21 protein-coding genes are annotated in these 22,622 nt (G+C 72.8%); 4 read left to right on the top strand and 17 right to left on the bottom strand.

What is annotated here, in order from left to right:
- Nucleotides 1-156 precede the first annotated feature (156 nt).
- A complete protein-coding gene (gene tyrS, locus AC3YNX_RS11070; protein ID WP_489995482.1) occupies nt 157-1,428 on the bottom strand; it encodes a tyrosine--tRNA ligase in 1,272 nt (423 codons plus the stop codon).
- A gap of 103 nt (nt 1,429-1,531) precedes the next feature.
- Between tyrS and AC3YNX_RS11065 the strand changes: the two genes are divergently transcribed.
- From AC3YNX_RS11065 to AC3YNX_RS11055, 3 genes are read left to right on the top strand one after another with little or no spacing between them, the layout of a single operon-like run.
- Entirely contained in the window at nt 1,532-3,049 is a 1,518-nt protein-coding gene (locus AC3YNX_RS11065) for an SDR family NAD(P)-dependent oxidoreductase (protein WP_489995481.1), read from the top strand.
- A gap of 58 nt (nt 3,050-3,107) precedes the next feature.
- Nucleotides 3,108-4,172 (top strand): HpcH/HpaI aldolase/citrate lyase family protein, encoded by a 1,065-nt coding sequence (locus tag AC3YNX_RS11060; protein WP_489995480.1) that lies wholly within the window; start codon nt 3,108-3,110, stop codon nt 4,170-4,172.
- Between the two features lie 3 nt (nt 4,173-4,175).
- A complete protein-coding gene (locus AC3YNX_RS11055; RefSeq protein ID WP_489995479.1) occupies nt 4,176-5,051 on the top strand; it encodes an HpcH/HpaI aldolase/citrate lyase family protein in 876 nt (291 codons plus the stop codon).
- A gap of 30 nt (nt 5,052-5,081) precedes the next feature.
- Here the strand turns inward: AC3YNX_RS11055 and AC3YNX_RS11050 are convergent, their stop codons facing one another.
- The 15 genes from AC3YNX_RS11050 to infC all read right to left on the bottom strand — a co-directional run bounded on the left by AC3YNX_RS11050 (nt 5,082) and on the right by infC (nt 19,973).
- Nucleotides 5,082-5,732 carry a DNA-3-methyladenine glycosylase gene (locus tag AC3YNX_RS11050; protein WP_489995478.1) on the bottom strand — a complete coding sequence of 217 codons (651 nt, stop codon included), beginning with the start codon at nt 5,730-5,732 and terminating at the stop codon, nt 5,082-5,084.
- 30 nt (nt 5,733-5,762) lie between these two features.
- Nucleotides 5,763-7,184 (bottom strand): argininosuccinate lyase, encoded by a 1,422-nt coding sequence (argH, locus tag AC3YNX_RS11045; RefSeq protein WP_127782620.1) that lies wholly within the window; start codon nt 7,182-7,184, stop codon nt 5,763-5,765.
- Entirely contained in the window at nt 7,181-8,380 is a 1,200-nt protein-coding gene (locus tag AC3YNX_RS11040; RefSeq protein ID WP_489984048.1) for an argininosuccinate synthase, read from the bottom strand. The genes argH and AC3YNX_RS11040 overlap by 4 nt, the downstream gene beginning before the upstream one ends.
- Nucleotides 8,373-8,963 carry an arginine repressor gene (locus AC3YNX_RS11035; protein ID WP_206518207.1) on the bottom strand — a complete coding sequence of 197 codons (591 nt, stop codon included), beginning with the start codon at nt 8,961-8,963 and terminating at the stop codon, nt 8,373-8,375. The genes AC3YNX_RS11040 and AC3YNX_RS11035 overlap by 8 nt, the downstream gene beginning before the upstream one ends.
- Nucleotides 8,942-9,865, bottom strand: a complete 924-nt coding sequence (gene argF, locus AC3YNX_RS11030; protein WP_489995477.1) for an ornithine carbamoyltransferase — start codon at nt 9,863-9,865, stop codon at nt 8,942-8,944. Before argF ends, AC3YNX_RS11035 begins: the two co-directional genes overlap by 22 nt.
- Complete coding sequence (locus AC3YNX_RS11025) at nt 9,862-11,046, bottom strand: acetylornithine transaminase (RefSeq protein ID WP_489995476.1); 1,185 nt, start codon at nt 11,044-11,046, stop codon at nt 9,862-9,864. The genes argF and AC3YNX_RS11025 overlap by 4 nt, the downstream gene beginning before the upstream one ends.
- Nucleotides 11,043-12,023 carry an acetylglutamate kinase gene (gene argB, locus AC3YNX_RS11020; protein ID WP_489995520.1) on the bottom strand — a complete coding sequence of 327 codons (981 nt, stop codon included), beginning with the start codon at nt 12,021-12,023 and terminating at the stop codon, nt 11,043-11,045. Before argB ends, AC3YNX_RS11025 begins: the two co-directional genes overlap by 4 nt.
- Before the next feature lie 14 nt (nt 12,024-12,037).
- The gene (locus AC3YNX_RS11015; RefSeq protein ID WP_489995475.1) at nt 12,038-12,886 is read right to left on the bottom strand and encodes a bifunctional ornithine acetyltransferase/N-acetylglutamate synthase; all 849 of its coding nucleotides are present in this window, start codon (nt 12,884-12,886) and stop codon (nt 12,038-12,040) included.
- Entirely contained in the window at nt 12,883-13,920 is a 1,038-nt protein-coding gene (argC, locus tag AC3YNX_RS11010; RefSeq protein ID WP_489995474.1) for an N-acetyl-gamma-glutamyl-phosphate reductase, read from the bottom strand. Before argC ends, AC3YNX_RS11015 begins: the two co-directional genes overlap by 4 nt.
- Nucleotides 13,921-13,964: 44 nt before the next feature.
- Nucleotides 13,965-16,442 carry a phenylalanine--tRNA ligase subunit beta gene (gene pheT, locus AC3YNX_RS11005; protein ID WP_489995473.1) on the bottom strand — a complete coding sequence of 826 codons (2,478 nt, stop codon included), beginning with the start codon at nt 16,440-16,442 and terminating at the stop codon, nt 13,965-13,967.
- Nucleotides 16,443-16,513: 71 nt separating this feature from the next.
- Nucleotides 16,514-17,581, bottom strand: coding sequence for a phenylalanine--tRNA ligase subunit alpha (gene pheS, locus AC3YNX_RS11000; protein ID WP_489995472.1), 1,068 nt, complete (start codon nt 17,579-17,581; stop codon nt 16,514-16,516).
- An 87-nt stretch (nt 17,582-17,668) separates the two neighbouring features.
- Entirely contained in the window at nt 17,669-18,535 is an 867-nt protein-coding gene (locus AC3YNX_RS10995; protein ID WP_489995519.1) for a TrmH family RNA methyltransferase, read from the bottom strand.
- Entirely contained in the window at nt 18,532-18,921 is a 390-nt protein-coding gene (gene rplT / locus AC3YNX_RS10990; RefSeq protein ID WP_127782610.1) for a 50S ribosomal protein L20, read from the bottom strand. Before rplT ends, AC3YNX_RS10995 begins: the two co-directional genes overlap by 4 nt.
- 103 nt (nt 18,922-19,024) lie before the next feature.
- Nucleotides 19,025-19,219, bottom strand: coding sequence for a 50S ribosomal protein L35 (rpmI, locus tag AC3YNX_RS10985; protein WP_127782609.1), 195 nt, complete (start codon nt 19,217-19,219; stop codon nt 19,025-19,027).
- 61 nt (nt 19,220-19,280) lie between these two features.
- On the bottom strand, nt 19,281-19,973 hold the full coding sequence (gene infC, locus AC3YNX_RS10980) for a translation initiation factor IF-3 (protein ID WP_489984041.1): 693 nt from the start codon (nt 19,971-19,973) through the stop codon (nt 19,281-19,283).
- Between the two features lie 236 nt (nt 19,974-20,209).
- On the opposite strand from infC, the gene AC3YNX_RS10975 reads away from it, so the two are divergent.
- Entirely contained in the window at nt 20,210-20,563 is a 354-nt protein-coding gene (locus AC3YNX_RS10975; protein ID WP_489995471.1) for a DUF1844 domain-containing protein, read from the top strand.
- 88 nt (nt 20,564-20,651) lie between these two features.
- Here AC3YNX_RS10975 and AC3YNX_RS10970 read toward each other — a convergent pair whose 3' ends face one another.
- Nucleotides 20,652-22,586, bottom strand: coding sequence for a DEAD/DEAH box helicase (locus AC3YNX_RS10970; RefSeq protein ID WP_489995470.1), 1,935 nt, complete (start codon nt 22,584-22,586; stop codon nt 20,652-20,654).
- Between the last annotated feature and the right edge of the window lie 36 nt (nt 22,587-22,622).

The raw sequence follows: 22,622 nt of genomic DNA, 5'->3' as shown, positions 1-22,622 counted from the left end.
TGACCGTCGTGGTGACCGGTTCGGCGTCCGCCTCGCTGACAAGGAGAAATTTACGCACTCCGCGGGGCCACGTCAAACCCGCAGGACAGCGGGTGGGGCCGTCGGCGAAGGCGCTGGTCAGCGCCCTGCGTCCGTCGCCGACGGCGCCCAAATCGCTCAGCTGAGCCGAACACCGGCCATGTGACGCCGCCCACGGCGCACCACCAGCCAGGTCCCGTGCAGCAGGTCGCCGGCCTCCGGCGCCCAGTCCTCGCTGGTGATGCGCTGGTTGTTCACCGACGCACCCCCCTCCTTGACGGTGCGTCGTGCGGCCCCCTTGCTCTCGCACAGACCGGTGGCCACCAGCAGATCCACGATCGTGGGAGCGTCCGCAGCCGCGAGCTGCACCGGGGAGGTCTCGGACAGCGCGGCAGCCAGGGTCGCCTCGTCCAGCTCGCGCAGCTCCCCCCGGCCGAACAGCGCCTGGCTGGCCAGCTCCACGGCGCGCGTCTGCTCCGCCCCGTGCACCAAGGTGGTGAGCTCCGCGGCCAACCGCTTCTGGGCCACCCGGGCCTGCGGGCGCTCCTGCGTTGCCTGCTCCAGCTCGGCCAGCTCGTCGGCGTCGAGGAAGGTGAACCACCGCAGGTAGCGGACGACGTCGGCGTCGGCGGTGTTCACGAAGTACTGGTACCAGGCGTAGGGGCTGGTGAGCTCGGGGTCGAGCCAGAGGCTGCCGCCCCCGGTGGACTTGCCGAACTTGGTGCCGTCAGCGGCAGTCACCAGGGGCACGGTGGCGGCGTGCACGCTCGCTCCCCGCACCCGGCGCACCAGGTCGACCCCGGCGATGATGTTGCCCCACTGGTCCGAGCCGCCCACCTGCAGCGTGCAGCCGTGCCGGTCGTGCAGCTGCAGGTAGTCGTGCGCCTGCAGCAGCATGTAGCTGAACTCGGTGTAGGACATCCCGTCGCTCTCCAGCCGGCGCTTCACCGTGTCCCTGGCCAGCATCACGTTCACCGAGAAGTGCTTCCCGATGTCGCGCAGGAACTCCGTCACCGGCAGGTCCGCGGTCCAGGTGGCGTTGTCCACGACCAGCGCCCCGCTGGGGGTGTCGTCGAAGTCCACGAAGCGCTCCAGCTGCCCGCGGATGCTCTGCGCCCACTCGGCCACCGTCTCCACCGAGTGCATGCTGCGCTCCCCCACGTCCCGGGGATCACCGATGAGCCCGGTCGCCCCGCCAGCCAGCACCACCGGCCGGTGCCCGGCGCGCTGGAAGCGCTTGAGCGCCAGCAGCGGCACCAGGTGCCCGGCGTGCAGGCTCGGCGCGGTGGGGTCGAAGCCCGCATAGACGGTCACCGGCCCCGCCGCCAGGTCCCGGCGCAAGGCGTCCAGGTCGGTGCTCTGCGCGATCAGTCCGCGCCAGGTCAGCTCGTCAAGAATCTCTTCAGCCACGGGGACGATCCTCCCGCACCGCCCACCCGCGTACCGTGCCGGGAGCCCCTGGACCACTCCAGCACGACCTGGGCCGCCCCCGAGACACGAGACGACGACCTGCATGACTGCGCCTGACCTGACCCCGCCCGACCTGACTCCTGACTCCACTCCCGCCTCCGCCGGCGAGCTGGCCCAGACCGCCAGCGAGCCCCACGCCGAGTCCGCGCTGGACCCCACCGACCTGGCCACCTGCCTGCGGGTGCTGCAGCAGGTGCGCGCGCTGCCGGTGGACCACCCCGACTCCGTCGCCGTGCGCCGGGCCACCGCCGGGGTGTTCAAGGCGGTCAAGCACCAGCGCCGGGCGGACAAGCGTGCCGCCGTGGCCGCGGCCGACAAGGCCGTCATCGCCGCGACCGCCACCGGGTCCCCCGACCGCATCGACGACGAGACCGAGGGCATCCCCCTGGTGTCCAACGCCGCCGGGGCCACCGCGGGTGAGCTGCTGGTGGCCCGCGCCTGCTACATCTGCAAGGCGAAGTACACCCTGGTGGACGCCTTCTACCACCAGCTGTGCCCGGACTGCGCCGCCGAGAACCGCGCCCGCCGCGACGCCCGCGCCGACCTCACCGGCCGCCGGGCGCTGCTCACCGGGGGCCGGGCCAAGATCGGCATGTACATCGCGCTGCGGCTGCTGCGCGACGGCGCGCACACCACCATCACCACCCGCTTCCCCAACGACGCGATCCGCCGGTTCACCGCCATGGAGGACAGCGCCGACTGGCTGCACCGGCTGCGCATCGTGGGCATCGACCTGCGCGACCCCGCGCAGGTGGTGGCGCTGGCGGACTCGGTGGCCGCCGCGGGGCCGCTGGACATCCTCATCAACAACGCTGCGCAGACGGTGCGCCGCTCGCCGGGCTCGTACGCCCCGCTGGCCGCCGCGGAGTCCGCTCCCCTGCCGGCCGGGCCGCTGCCCGAGCTGATCACCTTCGACCACATCAGCGACGCGCACCCCGCGGCGCTGGCCGGTTCGCTCGCCACCAGCCCCACCCCGCACGCCCTGACCGCGCTGGCCCTCACCGCCGGCTCGGCCTCGCCGGCGCGGGTGGCCGACCGGAGCGCCATCGACGCCGGTGGCCTGGTGCCCGACGAGGCACCGGTGAACAGCTGGACCCAGCGGGTGCACGAGGTGGACGCGCTGGAGCTGCTGGAGGTGCAGCTGTGCAACACCACCGCGCCGTTCATCCTGGTGAGCCGGCTGCGCCCGGCGATGGCCGCGGCCAAGGCCCGCCGCAAGTACGTGGTGAACGTGTCGGCCATGGAGGGACAGTTCAGCCGCGCCTACAAGGGTCCGGGGCACCCGCACACCAACATGGCCAAGGCCGCGCTGAACATGCTCACCCGCACCAGTGCCGGGGAGATGCTCGACGACGGCATCCTGATGACCGCGGTGGACACCGGCTGGATCACCGACGAGCGCCCGCACCCGACCAAGATGCGCCTGGCCGAGGAGGGCTTCCACGCCCCGCTGGACCTGGTGGACGGCGCGGCCCGGGTGTACGACCCGATCGTGCGTGGGGAGCAGGGCGAGGACCTCTACGGCTGCTTCCTCAAGGACTACCGCCCGTCAGCCTGGTAGGCCCGCCTAGAGTTGGTCGACCTGCAACCACCCCACCAGCTAGCTGGAACGGAGATTCATGCGCTCCCCCAAGGACTTCTTCCGCCCCCTCGCCGTCGGTGCCCCGGAGCCGCTCCGGGAGATCCCGGTGCGGCCGTCGCGGATGATCCACTTCTTCGACCCCAGCAACGAGAAGATGGCGGCCAAGGTCCCCCAGCTCGCCGCCAAGGTGGACATCTTGCTGGGCAACCTCGAGGACGCCGTCAAGGCGGACAACAAGGAGGCCGCCCGCCACGGCCTGGTGAAGATCGCCAAGGCCAACGACTTCGGCGAGACCCAGCTGTGGACCCGGGTGAACAGCCTGGAGTCGCCGTGGTTCCTGGACGACGTGACCACGCTGGTCACCGAGATCGGCGACAAGCTCGACGTCATCATGGTGCCCAAGGTGGAGGGCGCCGAGGACATCCACTACGTGGACCGCCTGCTGGCCCAGCTCGAGGCCAAGGCCGGCATCCAGAAGCCGATCATGATCAACGCCCTGCTGGAGACCGCGCGCGGCGTGGTCAACGTGGAGGAGATCTGTTCGGCCAGCCCGCGCATGCAGGGCCTGTCCCTGGGCCCGGCCGACCTGGCCGCCAACCGCCGGATGAAGACCACCCGGGTGGGCGGTGGGCACCCCGGCTACCTGGTGCGCCAGGACCCGACCGACGGCAACATCGAGGGCGAGCGCCCCGTCTACCAGCAGGACCTGTGGCACTACACCCTGGCGCGCATGGTCGACGCCTGCGCGGCCAACGGCATCCTCCCGTTCTACGGCCCCTTCGGGGACATCAAGGACGTTGTGGCCTGCGAGGACCAGTTCCGCAACGCCTTCCTGCTGGGCTGCGTCGGCGCGTGGAGCCTGCACCCGGTGCAGATCGACATCGCCAAGAAGGTCTTCTCCCCCGACCCCGAGGACGTCCGGCACGCCCTGGAGGTCATCGAGGCCATGGGCGACGGCACCGGTGCGGTGATGCTCAACGGCAAGATGGAGGACGACGCGTCGGTCAAGCAGTGCCAGGTGATGGTGCAGCTGGCCCGCGAGCTCGCCGAGAAGGACGCCGACCTCTCCGAGGCCTACGGCTTCGCCGGCAAGGAGGCCTGAGCCATGGCTGAGCACCTGCGTCCCCGCCGGTCGGTCCTCTACATGCCCGGCGCCAACGCGCGCGCGCTGGAGAAGGCCAAGACCCTGCCCACCGACTCCCTCATCCTCGACCTCGAGGACGCCGTCGCCCCCGACGCCAAGGTCGACGCCCGCGCCCGCGTGTGCGCCGCCGCGCAGTCCGGGGAGTACGGCGACCGCGAGGTGACCATCCGGATCAACGGCATCGGCACCCAGTGGCACGAGGACGACCTGGCCGCGGTGGCCAAGGCCGGCCCCGCCGCCGTGGTGGTGCCCAAGATCAACTCCGTGGCCGACGTCGAGGCCATCGAGCGCGGCCTGGAGGCTGGTGGCGCCCCGGCGCACACGAAGATCTGGGCGATGCTGGAGACCCCGATCGCGATGCTGCACGCCGAGCAGATCTGCGCGGCCTCGGAGCGGCTGACCGTGCTGGTGATGGGCACCAACGACCTGGCCAAGGAGCTGCACGCCGAGCACGTGCCCGGGCGCCTGCCGCTGATGGGCGGGCTGCAGCTGGCGCTGCTGGCCGCCCGGGCTGCGGACAAGGAGATCCTGGACGGCGTCTACAACGACGTGAGCAACCTGGACGGGTTCACGGCGGAGTGCCTGCAGGCCCGGCAGATGGGCTTCGACGGCAAGACGCTGATCCACCCGAAGCAGATCGAGCCGTGCAACACCGCCTTCGCCCCCACCGAGGAGGAGATCGCCTCCGCGCAGGAGATCATCGCCGCGTTCGAGGAGGCCCAGCGCGAGGGCCGCGGCGTGGTCACCGTGAACGGACGGATGATCGAGAACCTGCACGTGGACAACGCCAAGCGGATCCTGGCCGTCGCCGACGCGATCGGCGCGCTCCAGGGCTGACCAAGCACCGCACCCGCTGGAGAGGCGGCGTCAGGGACGAGCTTCCTGGCGCCGCTTCTTGGGTGCTGGGGCCGCCTTGTACAGCGACACCGTGGGGTCGCCGGCGATCCAGTACCGCCACGGGAAGCGCTCGGCGTCGCCGCCCTCCCCGCCGACGCCCACGCGCGGGCCCTGCACGATCGACGCCGCCGGTACCGGCTCGGCCGCAGCGGTGACGCAGAGGTCGCCGCCGGGGTCGACCACCGAGGCGTGGTTGTCGGCCAGGGTGAGGCCCAGCGCCACGGTGAGCCGGGCCGGTCCGCGCGCCAGGTCGACCTCGGTGCGGCACACCCCCTTGCCCACGTTGCGCCGGGCCATCGCCACCTCGGCACCGGCGATCACCTCACCGGCCCGCAGCAGCACCCCGTGCGCGGTGCCCGCCGGGCTGCAGACCAGGTTCGCGCAGTGGTGCAGCCCCATGTGCGCGTAGACGTAGAGGTGCCCCGGCGGGCCGAACATGGCGCTGTTGCGCCGGCTCTCCCCGCGGTAGGCGTGCGAGCCAGGGTCGACCTCGCCCATGTAGGCCTCGACCTCGGTGATGCGCAGCGCCACCTCGCCGTGGTGCAGCACGCAGCCGAGCAGCTGCGGTGCCACCTCCACGGCGGGGCGGGCGAAGAACTGCGCGTCCAGCCCCGCGCTCATCGAAGAGCTGGGGTCATCGGAGAGCGGGGTTCATCGAAGAGCGGTGGCCCACTTGCGGTGCTGCTGCGAGTCGGCCTGCACCCCGCTGAGCTGCTCGGCCACCCGCACCCCGGCGGTGCCGCCGTGGGCGTCGCGGGAGGCGATGGAGCCAGTGACCGTGAGCACCTCGCGCACGGCCGGTGTCAGGTGCGGGTCGATCTCCGCCAGCTCGGCGTCGGTCAGGTCCTCCAGGCCCACGCCACGGCCCTCGGCGACGCGGACGCAGGCCCCCGCCGCCTCGTGGGCGACCCGGAAGGCCACGCCCTGGCGCACCAGCCACTCGGCCACGTCGGTGGCCAGGGTGAACCCGGCCGGGGCCAGCTCGGCCATCCGGTCGGTGTGGAACTGCAGGGTGGACACCAGCCCGGTGATGGCCGGCAGCAGCAGCTGCAGCTGGGTGACGGAGTCGAACAGCGGCTCCTTGTCCTCCTGCAGGTCCCGGTTGTAGGCCAGCGGCTGCGCCTTGAGCGTGGCCAGCAGCCCGGTGAGGTTGCCGATCAGCCGGCCCGACTTGCCGCGGGTGAGCTCGGCGACGTCGGGGTTCTTCTTCTGCGGCATGATCGAGGACCCGGTGGACCAGGCGTCGGCCAGCGTGACGTAGCTGAACTCCGCGGTGCTCCAGAGGATGACCTCCTCGGCCAGCCGGGACAGGTCCACCCCGATCATCGCCAGCACGAACGCCGCCTCGGCCGCGAAGTCCCGCGAGGAGGTGGCGTCGATGGAGTTCTCCGCCGCCGCGGTGAAGCCCAGCTCGGCGGCCACCGCGTCCGGGTCCAGGCCCAGCGAGGAGCCGGCCAGCGCACCCGAGCCGTAGGGCGACACCGCTGTGCGTCGGTCGAAGTCGCGCAGCCGGGACACGTCGCGCAGCAGCGGGTGGGTGTGCGCCAGCAGGTGGTGGGCCAGCAGCACCGGCTGTGCGTGCTGCAGGTGCGTGCGTCCGGGCATCACGGCGTCGGGGTGCCGCGCTGCCTGGGTGGCCAGCGCGTCCACCACGTCGAGCACGCCCTCGGCCACCACCCGCACCGCGTCGCGCAGCCACATGCGGAACAGGGTGGCGACCTGGTCGTTGCGCGAGCGGCCGGCCCGCAGCCGTCCACCCACCTCCGGCCCCACCCGCTCGATGAGCCCGCGCTCCAGGGCGCTGTGCACGTCCTCGTCGTCGTGGGCGGCGGTGAACGCCCCGCTCTCCACGTCGGCCGCCAGCCGGGTGAGCCCGTCCAGCATGGTCGCCAGGTCAGCGTCGGAGAGCAGGCCCGCCTTGTGCAGCACCCGTGCGTGGGCCTGGGAGGCCCGCACGTCGTAGGGCGCCAGCACCCAGTCGAAGTGGGTGGACTTGCTCAGCGCGGCCATGGCCTCCGCGGGACCGGACGCGAAGCGCCCGCCCCACAGACCGGAGTGCGTGCCCTCGCTCACAAGCCCAGGTCCCGCTTGCCGGCGATCTTGGAGGACAGCCCGTGCAGCTGCACGAAGCCCTTGGCCGAGGACTGGTCGAAGGTGTCGCCCTCGTCGTAGGTGGCCAGGTTGAAGTCGTAGAGCGACTCGGCGCTGCGCCGGCCGTTGACGGCGATGGCGCCGCCGTGCAGCACCAGGCGGATGTCGCCGGTGACGTGCTCCTGGGTCTTGGTCACGAAGGTGTCCAGCGCCTGCTTGAGCGGGGAGAACCACAGGCCGTCGTAGACCAGCTCGCTCCAGCGCTGCTCCATCTGGCGCTTGTAGCGGCCCAGCTCGCGCTCCAGGGTGACGTGCTCGAGCTCCTGGTGGGCGGTGATGAGCACCATCGCACCGGGGGCCTCGTAGATCTCGCGGCTCTTGATGCCGACGAGGCGGTCCTCCACCACGTCCAGCCGGCCCACGCCCTGCGCACCGGCGCGGCGGTTGAGCTCCTCGATGGCCTGCAGCACGGTGACCGGGCGGCCGTCGATGGCGACCGGGCGACCCTTCTCGAAGCTGATGATCAGCTCGTCGGGCGCCTGCCAGTTGACGGTGGGGTCCTCGGTGTAGGAGTAGACGTCCTTGGTGGGCGCGTTCCACAGGTCCTCGAGGAACCCGGTCTCCACCGCGCGACCCCACACGTTCTGGTCGATGGAGAACGGCGAGCGCTTGGAGACCTGGATCGGGATGCCGTTGTCCTCGGCGAAGGCGATGGCCTTCTCCCGGGTCCAGGCGTAGTCGCGGACGGGCGCGAGCACCTTCAGGTCGGGCGCGAGGGTGTTGAAGCCGACCTCGAAGCGGACCTGGTCGTTGCCCTTGCCGGTGCAGCCGTGGGCGACGATGGTGCCGCCGTGGGCGCGGGCCGCGGTGACCAGGTGCTTGACGATCAGCGGCCGGCTGATGGCCGAGACCAGCGGGTAGCGGTCCATGTAGAGGGCGTTGGCCTCGATGGTGGGCAGGCAGTACTCGTCGGCGAACTCGTTGCGGGCGTCGATGACCACGGACTCCACCGCGCCGCAGTCCAGGGCGCGCTGGCGGATGTCGGCCATGTCCTCCCCGCCCTGGCCCAGGTCGATGGCGACGGCGACGACGTCAGCGCCGGTCTCCTTGCCGATCCAGCTGATGGCGACAGAGGTGTCCAGCCCGCCCGAGTAGGCGAGTACGACGCGATCAGCCATGAGTTGTGGTCTCCTTCAGATCTGTTGCTTGTGCGATATCGGTGGTGGTTGGTGCAAGTACCCGGTCGGCCCGGGCAAGGGTGAGCAGCCTGTCGGCCAGCGCGGCACCGCTGAGCGGCTCCCGGGCCAGCACCATGATGGTGTCATCCCCGGCGATGGTTCCGACAACCTCGTGCAGGGCGGCCCGGTCCAGCGCGCTGGCCAGGAACTGCGCGGCCCCAGGGGGAGTGCGCAGCACCGCCAGGTTGGCACTGTGGTCGGCGGAGACGAGCAGCTCGGCGAGCATGCGGCCGAGGCGGTCGGTGCCGCCCTGCACGCTCCGCACGGGGCTGCCCTCCTCGGGGATGACGTAGACCCCCACGCCGCCGTCCGCCCCGCGCAGCTTCACCGCGCCGAGCTCGTCGAGGTCGCGGGACAGGGTGGCCTGGGTGGCCTCGACGCCTTCAGCGAGCAGGAGGGCGGCCAGCTCCCGGTGGCTGCGCACCTCCGCGGTGCGCAGCAGCTCGGTGATGCGGGCCTGCCGCGCCACCCGGCTGAGCCCTGCGGTCCTGCCCGCTCCGGTCACTGGTGCTCCAGCAACCAGGTCAGCAGCGCCTTCTGTGCGTGCAGCCGGTTCTCCGCCTCGTCCCACACGCCGCTGTGCACCCCGTCGAGGACCTCGTCGGTGATCTCGTCCCCGCGGTGGGCGGGCAGGCAGTGCAGCACCACCGGGTTGGCCGCGGCCAGCCCGAGCATGCGGGCGTTGACCTGGAAGGGACGGAAGGGCCGCACCCGGTCCAGCCCGTCGTCCTCCTGGCCCATGGAGGTCCAGGTGTCGGTGACCAGCACGTCGGCACCGTCGGCACCGTAGTCGGCGCTGGTGGTGGTGTGCACGCTTCCGCCGGTCTCGGCGGCTCGCTTGGCGGCGGCCTCCAGGATGCCCGGCTCCGGGGTGAAGCCCTCCGGGGCGGCCACGGTGACGTGCATCCCGGCGGTGGCCCCGCCCAGCAGCAGCGAGTGCGCCATGTTGTTGGCGCCGTCGCCGAAGTAGGTCATCCGCAGCCCGGCCAGCTCGCCCCGGCGCTGCTTGATGGTCTGCAGGTCGGCGAGCACCTGGCAGGGGTGGAACTCGTCGGAGAGCGCGTTGACCACCGGCACGGTGGCCCCGGCGACCATCTGCTCCAGGCGGCGCTGGGCGAAGGTGCGCCAGACGATGGCGCTGACGTAGCGGGACAGCACCCGTCCGGTGTCGTCGATGGTCTCCTCGCGGCCCAGCTGCATGGTGCGCCCGTCCACCACGACGGCGTGCCCGCCCAGCTGGGCGATGCCCACCTCGAAGGAGAAGCGGGTGCGGGTGGAGTTCTTCTCGAAGATCACCCCGACGCCCTGCGGCCCCTCAAGGGGGCGCTTGGAGTACGGCGCGGCCCTCAGCTGCGCGGCGAGCTCCAGCACCTCGGCCTGCTCGGCCGGGGAGAGGTCGTCGTCACGCAGGAAGTGGCGGGTCATGAGGTGGGCTCCTGTGCGGTGTCGAGGATGGCGGGAAGAGCGGTGAGGAAGCTGGTGGCCTGCTCGTCGGTGAGCACCAGCGGCGGGGCGAGCCGGACGACCTCGGGCCGTGCGGCGTTGACCAGGAACCCGGCGCGCCGGGCGGCCAGCTCCACCTGGGGGGCGAGGTCGGCGCGCAGCACCACGCCGAGCAGCATCCCAGCGCCCCGGACGTGGTCCACCAGCGGGTGGGCGAGCTCCTCGATGCCGGTGGCGAGGGTCTTGCCCAGTGCGGCGGCCCGCTCCACCAGGCGCTCGGAGTCCATCGTGGACAGCACCGCCAGCGCGGCAGCGCAGGACACCGGGTTCCCACCGAAGGTGGTGCCGTGCTGGCCGGGCTCGAGCAGCGTGGCCGCCTCGCCGATGCCGATGCAGGCACCGATGGGCAGCCCACCACCGAGCCCCTTGGCCAGGGTGATCACGTCGGGGGTGATGCCGGCGGACTGGTGGGCGAAGAAGTGGCCGGTGCGGCCCACGCCGGTCTGCACCTCGTCCAGCATGAGCAGCGCGCCGTGGCGGCTGGTGATCTCCCGCGCCGCGGCCAGGTAGCCCTCCGGCGGGACCACCACGCCGAACTCGCCCATCATCGGCTCGAGCATCACCGCGGCGGTGTCACCGTCCACGGCGCGCTCCAGCGCCGCGACGTCGCCGTAGGGCACGTGCCGCACACCCGGCGGCATCGGCTCGAAGGGCGCCCGCTTGGCCTCCTGGCCGGTCAGGGCCAGCGAGCCCATGGTGCGGCCGTGGAAGGAGTTCTCCGCGGCGATGATGGTGGGCCGACCGGTGCGCCGGGCGATCTTGAAGGCGGCCTCGTTGGCCTCCGCCCCGGAGTTGCCGAACACCACCCGGGCGTCCTCGCGACCCACCTTGGCCACCAGCCGCTCGGCCAGCTCCAGGGCGCGCTCGTTGAGGTACAGGTTGGAGACGTGGCCCAGGGTGGACACCTGGTTGGTGACGGCCTCGACGATCGCGGGGTGGGCGTGGCCCAGCAGGTTGACCGCGATGCCGCCCAGCAGGTCGAGGTAGTCCTTGCCGTCGGCGTCGGTGACCACCGCCCCGGAGCCGCGGACCAGCGCCACCGGCGGGGTGCCGTAGTTGTTCATCAGGGCGTGGTTCCAGCGCTGCTGCAGGGGCGCGGTCATGACAGGGCTCCCGGCCTCGTGGGGTTCTGCACGGTGGGGGTGCGCAGAGTGGGGGTCTGGCCAGTGGGGGTCTGGGCAGGGGGCGGGACCACCATCGTCCCGATGCCCTGCGAGGTGAACACCTCGAGCAGGACGGAGTGGGCGGTGCGGCCGTCGATGACGTGGGCGGTGGGCACTCCCCCGCGCACGGCCCGCAGGCAGGCTTCCATCTTGGGCACCATGCCCGCGCTGAGGCTGGGCACCAGGGTGGCCAGCTCGTCGGCGTCGATCACCGAGCGCAGCGAGGTGCGGTCGGGCCAGTCGGTGTAGAGCCCCTCGACGTCGGTGAGCACCACCAGCTTCTCCGCGCCCAGGGCCTCCGCCAGCGCGGCGGCGGCGGTGTCGGCGTTGACGTTGTGCACCACGCCGTCGAGGTCGGGGGCGATGGAGGAGACCACCGGGATGCGACCGGCCCCGACGAGGTCGAGCACCGCGGCGGGGTTGACGCCCACGACGTCGCCGACCAGCCCGATGTCCACCGGCTCACCGTCCACGGTGGCGGTGCGCCGGGCGGCGGTGAACAGGTGCGCGTCCTCGCCGGACAGGCCCACCGCGAGCGGGCCGTGGGCGTTGATCAGCCCGACGAGCTCCCGGCCGACCTGGCCGAAGAGCACCATCCGCACCACGTCCATCACCTCGGGGGTGGTGACCCGCAGGCCGCCCTTGAACTCCCCCTCCATGCCCAGCCGGGCCAGCATCGCGCTGATCTGCGGGCCGCCGCCGTGCACCACCACGGGGTGGATTCCCGCGGTGCGCAGAAAGACCATGTCCTGGGCGAAGGCGTGCTTGAGCCGGTCGTCGATCATGGCGTTGCCGCCGTACTTGACCACCACGATCTTGCCGTGGAAGCGCTGCAGCCAGGGCAGGGCCTCGATCAGCACGCTGGCCTTGTGCTGCGCCTGGTCCAGCGGGTCGGCCGCCAGCTGCGCCGTGTCCAGTGGTGCGGTGGTGCTCACAGGTCCCCCTCGGTGACCTGCGCCTGCAGGTCGTCGTAGATCGCGCCCACCACGGCGCTGAGCGCCTGCGGCGAGGCCGTCACCTCGCTGGCACCGGACGCCTGCAGCACCACGGTGGTGCCGGCCGGCAGCGGCAGCCGGTCGGCGGTGGCCGCGGCGAGGGCGTCGCGCAGGGTGGTGGGGTCGGCGACGGCGTCGCAGGTGAGCAGGCAGGTGGTGCCCGCCGCAGCGGTACCGGATCCCCCGACCATGCCGCCGACGATCCAGCCGGCCTCGTGCGCCAGCGCAGCCTGCGCCACCCGGGCCGGGCCGGCGATGGCCCACGCGGCGTCGGTGCCGCCGACCAGGCCGCCGGCCAGCTCGCGCACGGCCTCCTCGGCCCCGGCCACCAGGACCTGCCCCGCGGCGCGGTGGCCGGAGCCGCCGGTGGCGCACACGGCGACCTCCACGGCGCCGGTGCTGCTGCCCCAGCTGCTCAGGGTGCTCGCCACCGTCTCGGCCAGCTGGTGGGTGTCGCCGAAGTCGGCACTGGCCGCCTCGCTGGCGCCGCTCAGGTCAGCGGTGGCGCCGGGGCTGCAGACACCGGTGTGCACCAGCACGGCACGCAGCCGACCGGTGGTGAGCACCTGCTGGGTCCACAGCTGGGGCGCGGTGCGCTGCTCGCCGGAGCTGAGCAGCCCGGCCGCGGCGAGGTCGGGACCCTCGTTGACCAGCAGGGCCAGCGCCACGTCGGTGTCGGCGGCTGCCTCCATCGCCGAGGCCCGGAAGCCGGCGGGGGCGGTGACCCCGCGGTTGCGCACCACGCTCAGCGGTGTGGGGCCGGTGGGGTCTGGGTTGGGACTCACGGGGCCACTCCCGTCCGCGGCAGGCCTGCCGTCTCCGGCAGGCCCAGCGAGAGGTTCATGCACTGCACGGCAGCGCCGGCGGTGCCCTTGGTCAGGTTGTCCACCGCGGCGACCACCACGAGCAGCCCCGCGGCCTCGTCCACGGTGACGCCCAGCTGCACCACGTTGGAGCCGAGCACCGCACCGGTGCTGGGGAACTTCCCGTCCCCCAGCACGTACACGAAGGGTTCGTCGGCGTAGGCCTGCTCGTAGACCGCGCGGGCCTGCGCGGCGCTGGCGGTGGTGGGGGCGGTGCAGGTGGCCAGGATGCCGCGCGGCATCGGGGCGAGCACCGGGGTGAAGGAGACGGTGACCGGCTGCCCGGCGACCGCGGAGAGGTTCTGCCGGATCTCCGGGTTGTGCCGGTGCGCGCCGCCCACGCCGTAGGCGCTGACCGAGCCCATCACTTCCGCGCCCAGCAGGTGCGGCTTGAGGGACTTGCCCGCCCCGGAGGTACCGGTGACGGCGACGATGTTCACCCGGGGCTCGGCGATGCCCGCGGCCATGGCCGGCGCGAGCGCCAGGCTGCACGCCGTGGGGTAGCAGCCGGGAACGGCGACGCGCCTGCTGCCGCGCAGCTTGTCCCGGGCGCCGGGCAGCTCGGGCATGCCGTAGGGCCAGCTGCCGGCGTGCTCGGTGCCGTAGTACTGCTTCCACGCGTCGGCGTCGGTGAGCCGGAAGTCGGCGCCGCAGTCGATTATCACCACGTCGTCGTCCAGCTGGTTGGCCAGCTCCGCGGAGTAGCCGTGCGGCAGGGCCAGGAACACCAGGTCGTGCCCGCGGAGCACCTCCGGGGTGGACGGGGCCAGCACCCGGTCAGCCAGCGGCAGCAGCTGCGGCTGGTGCTCGAACAGGGTGCTGCCCGCGTTGGAGCCGGCCGTCAGCGCGCCGATCTCCAGCTCGCCGGAGAGCACCGCCGGGTGCCCGAGCAGCAGGCGCAGGAGCTCACCCCCCGCGTACCCGCTGGCCCCGGCCACCGCCACCTTTGTCGTCATACGACGATTATGCACCGCGATGGAAAACTATCCACCGGCGGGGGTCAGCCGCGCAGCAGTGCTCCGGTGGCCGCGGTGGCGGCGTCCACGGCCGCGTCCCTGGCCAGGCTGGCCTCGTCCTCGGTGAGGGTGCGGTCGGTGGCGCGGAAGCGCAGCGCGAAGGCCAGCGAGCGCTTGCCCTCCCCCACCTGCTTGCCGGTGTAGACGTCGAACAGGCGGACGTCCTCCAGCAGCTCGCCGCCGCCGGCGCGCAGCGCCAGCTCCACCTCGCCCGCGGGCACGGCGGCGTCCACCACCAGCGCCACGTCCTGCAGCACCGGCGGGAACGGGGACACCACCGGCGCCACCAGCACCTCGCGCACCGGCAGGGCGTCCAGGTTCAGCTCCATGGCGCAGGTGCGCGGCGGCAGGCCGGCCCGCTCGCACACCGCGGGGTGCAGCTCGCCGGCGTGGCCGACCACCTCGCCGTCCACCACCAGCGCGGCGCAGCGACCGGGGTGCCACGGCGCCTGCTGGGCCTGGCGCACGGTGAGCTCCACGCCGCTGGCGCGGGCCACGGACTGGGCGGCGGCGATGGCGTCGGCGGTCTCGGCCACCCGGCCCGGGCCCCACCAGCCGGCGCGCTCGCGCTGGCCGCACAGCACCACCCCGACGTGCACGGGCTGGCGCGGCAGCGCCACCAGCAGGGCGTCGATCTCCTCCTGGCTGGGCCGGCGGTCCACCGGCAGCGCCGCCAGGGAGGTGGGCTCGGTGGTGCCCTCCGCGGGCTGGACCACCTGGGCCACGCCGAACAGCGACACGTCGCGCTGTCCACGGGAGACGTTGCGCTGCATGGCCTCCAGCAGCGCCGGCAGCACCGTGGTGGCCAGCTGGCCGCGGTCGGCCTCCAGCGGGTTGAGCACCGCGGCGGTGTTGCGCAGCGGGTCCTCGGCCGCCAGGCCCCAGGCGTCGAACACCCCGGCGGGCAGGAACGGCGTGGGCAGCACCTCCACGTAGCCCGCCGACGCCAGCGCCTTGGACACCGCGCGACGCCGGCGCTGGGACGGAGTGAGGCCGCGCCCGGCGGGGGCGGCGGGCAGCACCGACGGGATGGTGTCCAGCCCCTCCAGGCGCAGCACCTCCTCCACCAGGTCGGCCGGCTGGGTGATGTCCGGCCGCCAGGTCGGCGGGGTGACGGTCAGCGTGCCGGTGCCCGCCACGGTGCAGCCGACCTGGCGCAGCCGCCGAGCGGTGGTGCCCTCGGGGTAGCTGGTGCCGGCGACCTGGTCGGGCCGGTCGGCGGCCATGGTGACCGATGCCGGGGTGGACACGCCGCCCTCGTCGGTGCGGCCGTCCTGCACGGTGCCGCCGGCGATCTCGGCCAGCAGCTGTGCGGCCCGCTCCAGGGCCACCGCGGCCACGGCCGGGTCCACGGCCCGCTCGAAGCGCTTGCTGGCCTCGCTGGGCAGCTTGTGGCGCCGCGCCGTGCGGGCGATGCTCAGCGGGTCCCAGGTGGCGGCCTCCAGCAGCACGTCGGTGGTCTGCGGCCCCACCTCGGTGCTCGCTCCGCCCATCACGCCGGCCAGCGACACCGGGCCGGAGTCGTCGCAGATCACCACGTCGTCGGGGTCGAGCGTGCGCACGACGCCGTCCAGGGTGGACAGCTTCTCGCCGGTGCGGGCCTTGCGCACCACCAGGGGGCCCTGCACGGTGGCGGCGTCGAAGGCGTGCAGCGGCTGGCCGAGCTCCAGCATCACGTAGTTGGTGACGTCCACGGCGGCGGAGATCGGGCGCATGCCCGCCAGGATCAGCCGGCGCTGCAGCCACCACGGGCTGGTCGCGGCGGGGTCGATCCCGGTGACCCGGCGCACCACGAAGCGGGCGCACAGCGCCTCCGGCTCCAGCGTCACCGGCCAGGCGTCGCCGGCGCTCGCGGGGACCTCGGCCAGGCCACGGTCGGTGAACTCCACGTCGTAGGCGCTGGCCAGCTCGCGGCCCAGTCCGCGCACGGAGAAGCAGTAGCCCCGGTCCGGGGTGATGTTGAGCTCGATGACGGTGTCGTCCAGGCCGAGCGCGGCCACGGCGTCCTCGCCGGGGGTGCCCGTGCCCGCGGGCAGCACCAGGATGCCGGAGTGCTCACCGCCCACCCCGAGCTCGCGGGCGGAGCAGATCATGCCGTCGGAGACGTGGCCGTAGGTCTTGCGGGAGGCGATGGCGAAGCCGCCGGGCAGCTCGCTGCCGGGCAGGGCGACCACCACCAGGTCACCGACGGCGAAGTTGGTGGCCCCGCAGACAATGTTCTGCGGCTCGTCGTTGCCCACGTCCACCTGGCAGTAGCGGATGGGCTTCTTGAAGTCGGTGAGCTCGGTGATCTCCGCGACGCGCCCCAGGACCACCGGACCGCTGAGGTCGGCGGGCGGGAACAGCTCCTCCAGCTCCAGGCCCACCCGGACGAAGGCGTCGGAGACCGCGACCGCGTCGTCGGGCAGCGCGCCGGTGGGCAGGCCGGCGTCGGTGGTCAGCCAGGACAGGGGTACGCGCACGTTCAGTCAGCTCTCTCTCGGCTGGATCTTGTCAGGCACGGTGCTGGTTACAAGCACAGCGGGGGTGGCCGTCAGGCCTGGACGCCGAAGGGCAGGGTGAAGCGCACGTCGCCCTCGACCATGTCGCGCATGTCGGGGATGCCGTTGCGGAACATCAGGGTGCGCTCGATGCCCATGCCGAAGGCGAAGCCGGAGTAGCGGTCGGCGTCGATGCCGGCGGCGCGCAGCACGCTGGGGTGCACCATGCCGCAGCCGCCCCACTCCACCCAGCCCGCGCCGCCCTTCTTCTCCGGGAACCACACGTCCGGCTCGGCCGAGGGCTCGGTGAAGGGGAAGTAGCTGGGGCGCAGCCGGATGCGCGACTCCGGGCCGAACATGGCCTTGGCGAAGGCGTCCAGGGTGCCCTTGAGGTGGGCCATGGTGAGGCCCTCGGCGATGGCCAGGCCCTCCACCTGGTGGAACACCGGGGTGTGCGTGGCGTCCAGCTCGTCGGTGCGGAAGGTGCGGCCCGGGCACACCACGAACAGCGGGAGGTCGCGCTCGAGCATGGAGCGCACCTGCACCGGTGAGGTGTGCGTGCGGAGCACCTGCTTGGAGCCCTCCGGCGCCACGTAAAAGGTGTCCTGCATGGTGCGGGCGGGGTGGTCGGGCAGGAAGTTCAGCGCGTCGAAGTTGAAGTGCTCCACCTCCAGCTCCGGGCCCTCGGCCACCTCCCAGCCCATGGCCACGAAGATGTCCGCGATGCGTTCGGAGATGGCGGTGATGGGGTGGCGCGCCCCCAGCGGCTGACGCTCGGCGGGCAGCGTGACGTCCAGCGCCTCGGCCACCAGCACGGCGGCGTCTCGCTCGGCGAGCAGCTCGGCGTGCCGGTCGTCGTAGGCCTGCTGGGCGGCGGCACGCACGCGGTTGACCCGCTTGCCGGCATCGGCCCGGGCCGCGGGCGGCAGGGCGCCGAGCTCGCGGCGGGCCAGCATCACCGGGGCCCGGTCGCCCAGGTGGGCGGTGCGGGCGGCGGCCAGCGCGTCCAGGTCCGCCGCGGTGGCGAAGGCCTGCTCGGCCTCCTCCTGCGCCCGGTCGAGCGCGTCCGCGGACAACGCGGCGACCTGCTTGGGGTCGTAGGGGTCGTTGGTGGCGGACACGGAGCGGTGCACCTCGTTGTCTGTGTGGGGTTCCGGCCGCTGGTTCTCGGCCGGGCTGGACGCGCCCTCGATCCTAGGCGATGGTGCTCAGCGCCCCGCCGGGGTTTCGCCCGGGTGGACCCGGCCGCTACGCCGCTGGGCGCGGGCGCTGGCGTAGAGGCACAGCGCCGCCGCGGTGGCCAGGTTGAGGCTCTCCGCGCGGCCGTGGATGGGGATGCGCACCCGGTGGTCGGCCGCGGCGGCCAGCTCGGGGCTCAACCCGTGCGCCTCGTTGCCGAACAGCCACGCGGTGGGTGCGCGCAGCAGCTCGTCGGCGTCGTCGAGGTCCACCTCGCCGTCCGCGGCGGTGGCCAGCACCTGCAGGCCGGCGGCGCGGGCCTGCTCGAGCAGACCCAGCGGGTGGCGGTGCCGGGCCAGCGGCAGGTGGAAGACGCTGCCGGTGGAGGCCCGCACGCACTTGCCGTTGTGCACGTCCACGCTGTCGCCGGCCAGCAGCACGGCGTCGGCCCCGGCGGCGTCGGCCACCCGGATGACGGTGCCGGCGTTGCCCGGCTCGGCGGCGTCCACGAGCACCCCAACCAGCTGCGGGGAGCCGTGCAGGGCCTGCTCGGGGCTGACGTCCACCAGGTCGCACACGGCGACCAGGCCCTGTGGGGTGACGGTGTCCGACAGCGCGGCCGCGGCACGGTCGGTGACCGGGCTGACCCGCACGCCCCGCTCGGTGGCCGCGGCGGCCAGCTCCGGGTGCGCGGCCAGCGCGGTGGCGGTGACGAACAGCTCGCGGACCTGGCCGTCGGCCAGGGCCTCGCGGACGGCCTGGGCGCCCTCGGCCAGGAAGTGGCCGGTGCTGCGCCGGGTGGCGCCGCGATGAAGCTTGACAGCGGAAACGACCCGCGGAGTCCGTTCGGTGAACGGGTCCGCGGGTCGGTCTCCTGCTGAGGGCGAGGCGCTCAGGCCGCGCTCTCCTTGGGTGCGTTCACGTCGGCGGGGACGTGCGCCTTGGCCAGCTCCACCAGGGTGGCGAAGGCGGCCGGGTCAGCGACGGCCATGTCGGCCAGCACCTTGCGGTCGACCTCCAGGCCCGAGGCCTTGAGACCCTGGATGAAGCGGTTGTAGGTCATCCCGTTCGCGCGGGCCGCAGCGTTGATGCGCTGGATCCACAGCTTGCGGAACTCGCCCTTGCGCGCACGGCGGTCGCGGTAGGCGTAGGTCATCGAGTGGAGCATCTGCTCCTTGGCCTTGCGGTACAGGCGCGAGCGCTGTCCGCGGTAGCCGGAGGCCGACTCGAGCGTCGTACGACGCTTCTTCTGGGCGTTGACTGCCCTCTTCACGCGTGCCACTGGGTAAGTCCTGTCGATCTCGGGGGCGAGGATCCGCCCGGGTGTGCGGGAGAGGCCTCAGCGCCGCGGGGTGCGGGCCGGGGCCGTCACTGGGAAGGGCAGGTCACATGCCCAGGAGGCGCTTGATGCGGCCCTGGTCGCTCTTGGCGACAGCGGTGTCCCCGTCGAGGCGACGCGTGCGCTTGGTGGGCTTGTGCTCCAGCAGGTGGCGGCGGTTGGCCTGCTCACGCATGAGCTTGCCGGCGCCGGTCACCTTGATGCGCTTGGCGGTGCCTTTGTGGGTCTTCATCTTGGGCATGTGTCGTCCTCAACTATTGGTTGTGAGCGTAGTGGCGGGCGTCGTCGTCAGCGTGGGCTGACTAGGACGTGGATCCCTGCTCGGTCGGTGCGGGCTGGGGGGTGCTCGCAGGCGCCTGCTCGGCCGGGGCCGGCGCGGCAGGGGTGGCCGCGGCGGCCTGGGCCGCCGCGGACTGGGCCGGCGGTGCCTCCGCGCTCTGCTGCGCCTTGACCCTGGTCTTGGCGCCCTTGTGCGGGGCCAGCACCATGGTCATGTTGCGGCCGTCCTGCTTGGCCGAGGTCTCCACGAAGCCGAGGTCGGCGACGTCGGCGCCGAGGCGCTGCAGCAGCCGGAAGCCCAGCTCGGGGCGGGACTGCTCGCGGCCACGGAACATGATGGTGACCTTGACCTTGTGGCCGGCCTCGAGGAAGCGCACCACGTTGCGCTTCTTGGTCTCGTAGTCGTGCGAGTCGATCTTGGGCCGGAGCTTCTGCTCCTTGACCACGGTCATCTGCTGGTTCTTGCGCGACTCGCGCTGCTTCTGCGCGTTCTCGTACTTGAACTTGCCGTAGTCCATGAGCTTGCAGACCGGCGGGCGGGCCTCGGGGGCGACCTCGACCAGGTCGAGGTCGGACTCCACGGCCAGGCGGAGTGCATCTTCCACGCGCACGATCCCCACCTGTTCCCCGTTGGGCCCTACGAGCCGCACTTCGGGAACACGGATGCGATCGTTGATGCGGGTCTCAGCGCTGATGGGGCCTCCTAGGTTCGGCATTCTGTCCATGACCGCAGAACCGGGCTCTCCACGACGAAGGCCCCAGGACGCCCTCGGAGGAGGACGTGCAGGGGCCCGTTGCCGACCGATCCTGACACCCCTGCCGGGGCATCGAAGCTCGTCGCGAGGACGAGCCGGACCGGACCTGCACACCCGAGGGATGTGGAGGTGGGAGCGGGGCTCCACTTGCTGCCCCCGGCGAACCGGGGGCGGTCGTAGGTGCAAGGCTACCAGTCATGACCGATGACCCGCACATCCCTGCCGAACCAGACACCCGAGAGCTGGCCGAGGTCCCCGCGGTGGAGGTGATCAGCCGCGCTGCGGTGATGCTGATGAGCTCGGCCGCGGAGAAGCTCGGCCTGTCCCACGAGACCCCCTCGTCCAGCCCGCACCGCGACCTGGACGAGGCCCGCCGCCTGATCACCGCCCTGGCCGGGCTGATCACCTCGTCGGTGGAGTACCTGGGCCCGCACGCCGGACCGCTGCGCGACGGGCTGCAGGCACTGCAGCGGGCCTTCCGCGAGGAGTCCGCCCACCCCGACGAGCCGGGCATGGGCCCCGGCGAGAAGTACACCGGCCCCGTCTACTGACGGGCCGGCACCGCTCCACCCGCACTGCCGAACGACACGCACGACTGAGCCGGGCTCCCCGCGGGGGCCCGGCTCAGTCGGTCTGGCCTCAGCTGCGGTGGTGGTCCTTGCGGGCCCCGCCGCGGCGGGGGCTCTCGCCCTCCTCGCGGGTGAGGCCGATGAGCTGGCCGGAGATGCGGGTGCGCCGCAGCCGCTCGAAGAAGTCGTCGGCCAGGTTGGCCGGCAGCTCCACCAGGCTGTGGTCGCCCTGGATGTCGATGTGGCCGAAGTCGGCCCGGGTGAGCCCACCCTCGTTGGCGATGGCTCCGACGATCGACCCGGGCGAGATCTTGTGCCGGCGCCCCACCCGGATGCGGTAGGTGGCCATCGGCCCGCCCGCCTGCGAGCGCGCGGGGCCGCGGGAGCCGCGCTCCTTGTGCTCACCGCGCTCCCGGAAGCCACCCGCCTCCTTGCCCCCGGTGCGGGCGGCGCGCTCCTTGTCGTGGCGCTCGCGCTCCTTGCGGGGCGGTTCCGGCTTGAGCAGGAAGCTCTCCCCGTCCTGGGTCATCACGGCCAGCGCGGCCGCGACGTCCAGCAGGGTGACGTCCTCGTGCTCGCGCTCGTAGTCCTCCACCAGGCGGCGGAACAGGGTCATCTCCGCGGAGTCGAGGCTGGCGGTGATGGCGTCGGCGAACTTGCTCACCCGGGTGGAGTTGACGTCGTCCACCGTCGGCAGCGCCATCTCGGTGATGGGCTGGCGGGTGGCCTTCTCGATGGCCCGCAGCAGGTGGCGCTCTCGCGAGGTGACGAACAGCAGCGCGTCACCGGAGCGGCCCGCGCGGCCGGTGCGGCCGATGCGGTGCACGTAGGACTCGGTGTCGTGCGGGATGTCGTAGTTCACCACGTGGCTGATGCGCTCCACGTCGAGCCCGCGGGCGGCGACGTCGGTGGCCACCAGGATGTCCAGGTCCCCGCTCTTGAGCTGGCTCACCGTGCGCTCGCGCTGCGCCTGGGCGATGTCGCCGTTGATGGCGGCGGCGGAGAACCCGCGCGCCCGCAGCCGCTCGGCCAGCTCCTCGGTGGCCTGCTTGGTGCGGACGAACACGATCATCGCCTCGAACGTCTCCACCTCGAGCACCCGGGTGAGGGCGTCGAGCTTGCGGTTCCCGGCGACCTGGATGTAGCGCTGGCGGGTGTTGGCCGCGGTCACCGTGCGGTTGGTGACGGTGATCTCCTGCGCGTCGGTGAGGTAGCGCTTGGAGATCCGCCGGATCTGGCTGGGCATGGTCGCGGAGAACAGCGCGACCTGCTTGTCGTCCGGGGTGTCGGCGAGGATGGTCTCGACGTCCTCCTGGAAGCCCATCGCCAGCATCTCGTCGGCCTCGTCGAGCACCAGGAAGCGCAGCTCGCGCAGGTCCAGGGTGCCCTTGTTGAGGTGGTCGATGACGCGACCGGGCGTGCCCACCACCACGTGCGCGCCGCGGCGCAGCCCGGCCAGCTGCACGCCGTAGCTCTGGCCACCGTAGATGGGCAGCACGTGCAGACCCGGCAGGTGGCGGGAGTAGGAGCTCACGGCCTCGGCCACCTGCAGCGCGAGCTCGCGGGTGGGCGCCAGGATCAGCGCCTGCGGCGTCTTCTGGCTCAGGTCGATGCGGGACAGGATGGGCACCGCGAAGGCCGCGGTCTTGCCCGTTCCGGTCTGCGCCAGGCCCACCACGTGCCGGCCCTGCAGCAGGGCGGGGATGGTGGCGGCCTGGATCGGCGACGGGCTCTCGTACCCGACGTCGGTGAGGGCGCGCAGCACCCGCTCGTCGATGCCGAGGTCGGCGAAGGAGACAGGCGGGGCCCCCTCGGGCTCGGCGGTCTCCGTGGTGGGGGCGGGTCGGTCCGTGGTGGACGGCGCCGCACTCTGGGAACCCGCTGTGTCGGGCCCTGCAGCCTGGGTGGCTGCAGCCTCGGGGCCCGCTGTGTCGGGCCCTGCGGTCTCGGGGCCTGCGGTCTGGCGGTCGGTCATGTCGCGGTCAGTCGTGTCGTCGTGAGTCATCAGTCGTCAAATCTAGTCGTCCTGGTCTGAGGGAGG

The sequence above is a fragment of the Rhodococcus sp. Z13_19A genome (assembly GCF_058133575.1).
The sequence above is the reverse complement of the archived record's forward strand: the minus strand, read 5'-3'. Positions and strand labels throughout refer to the sequence as shown.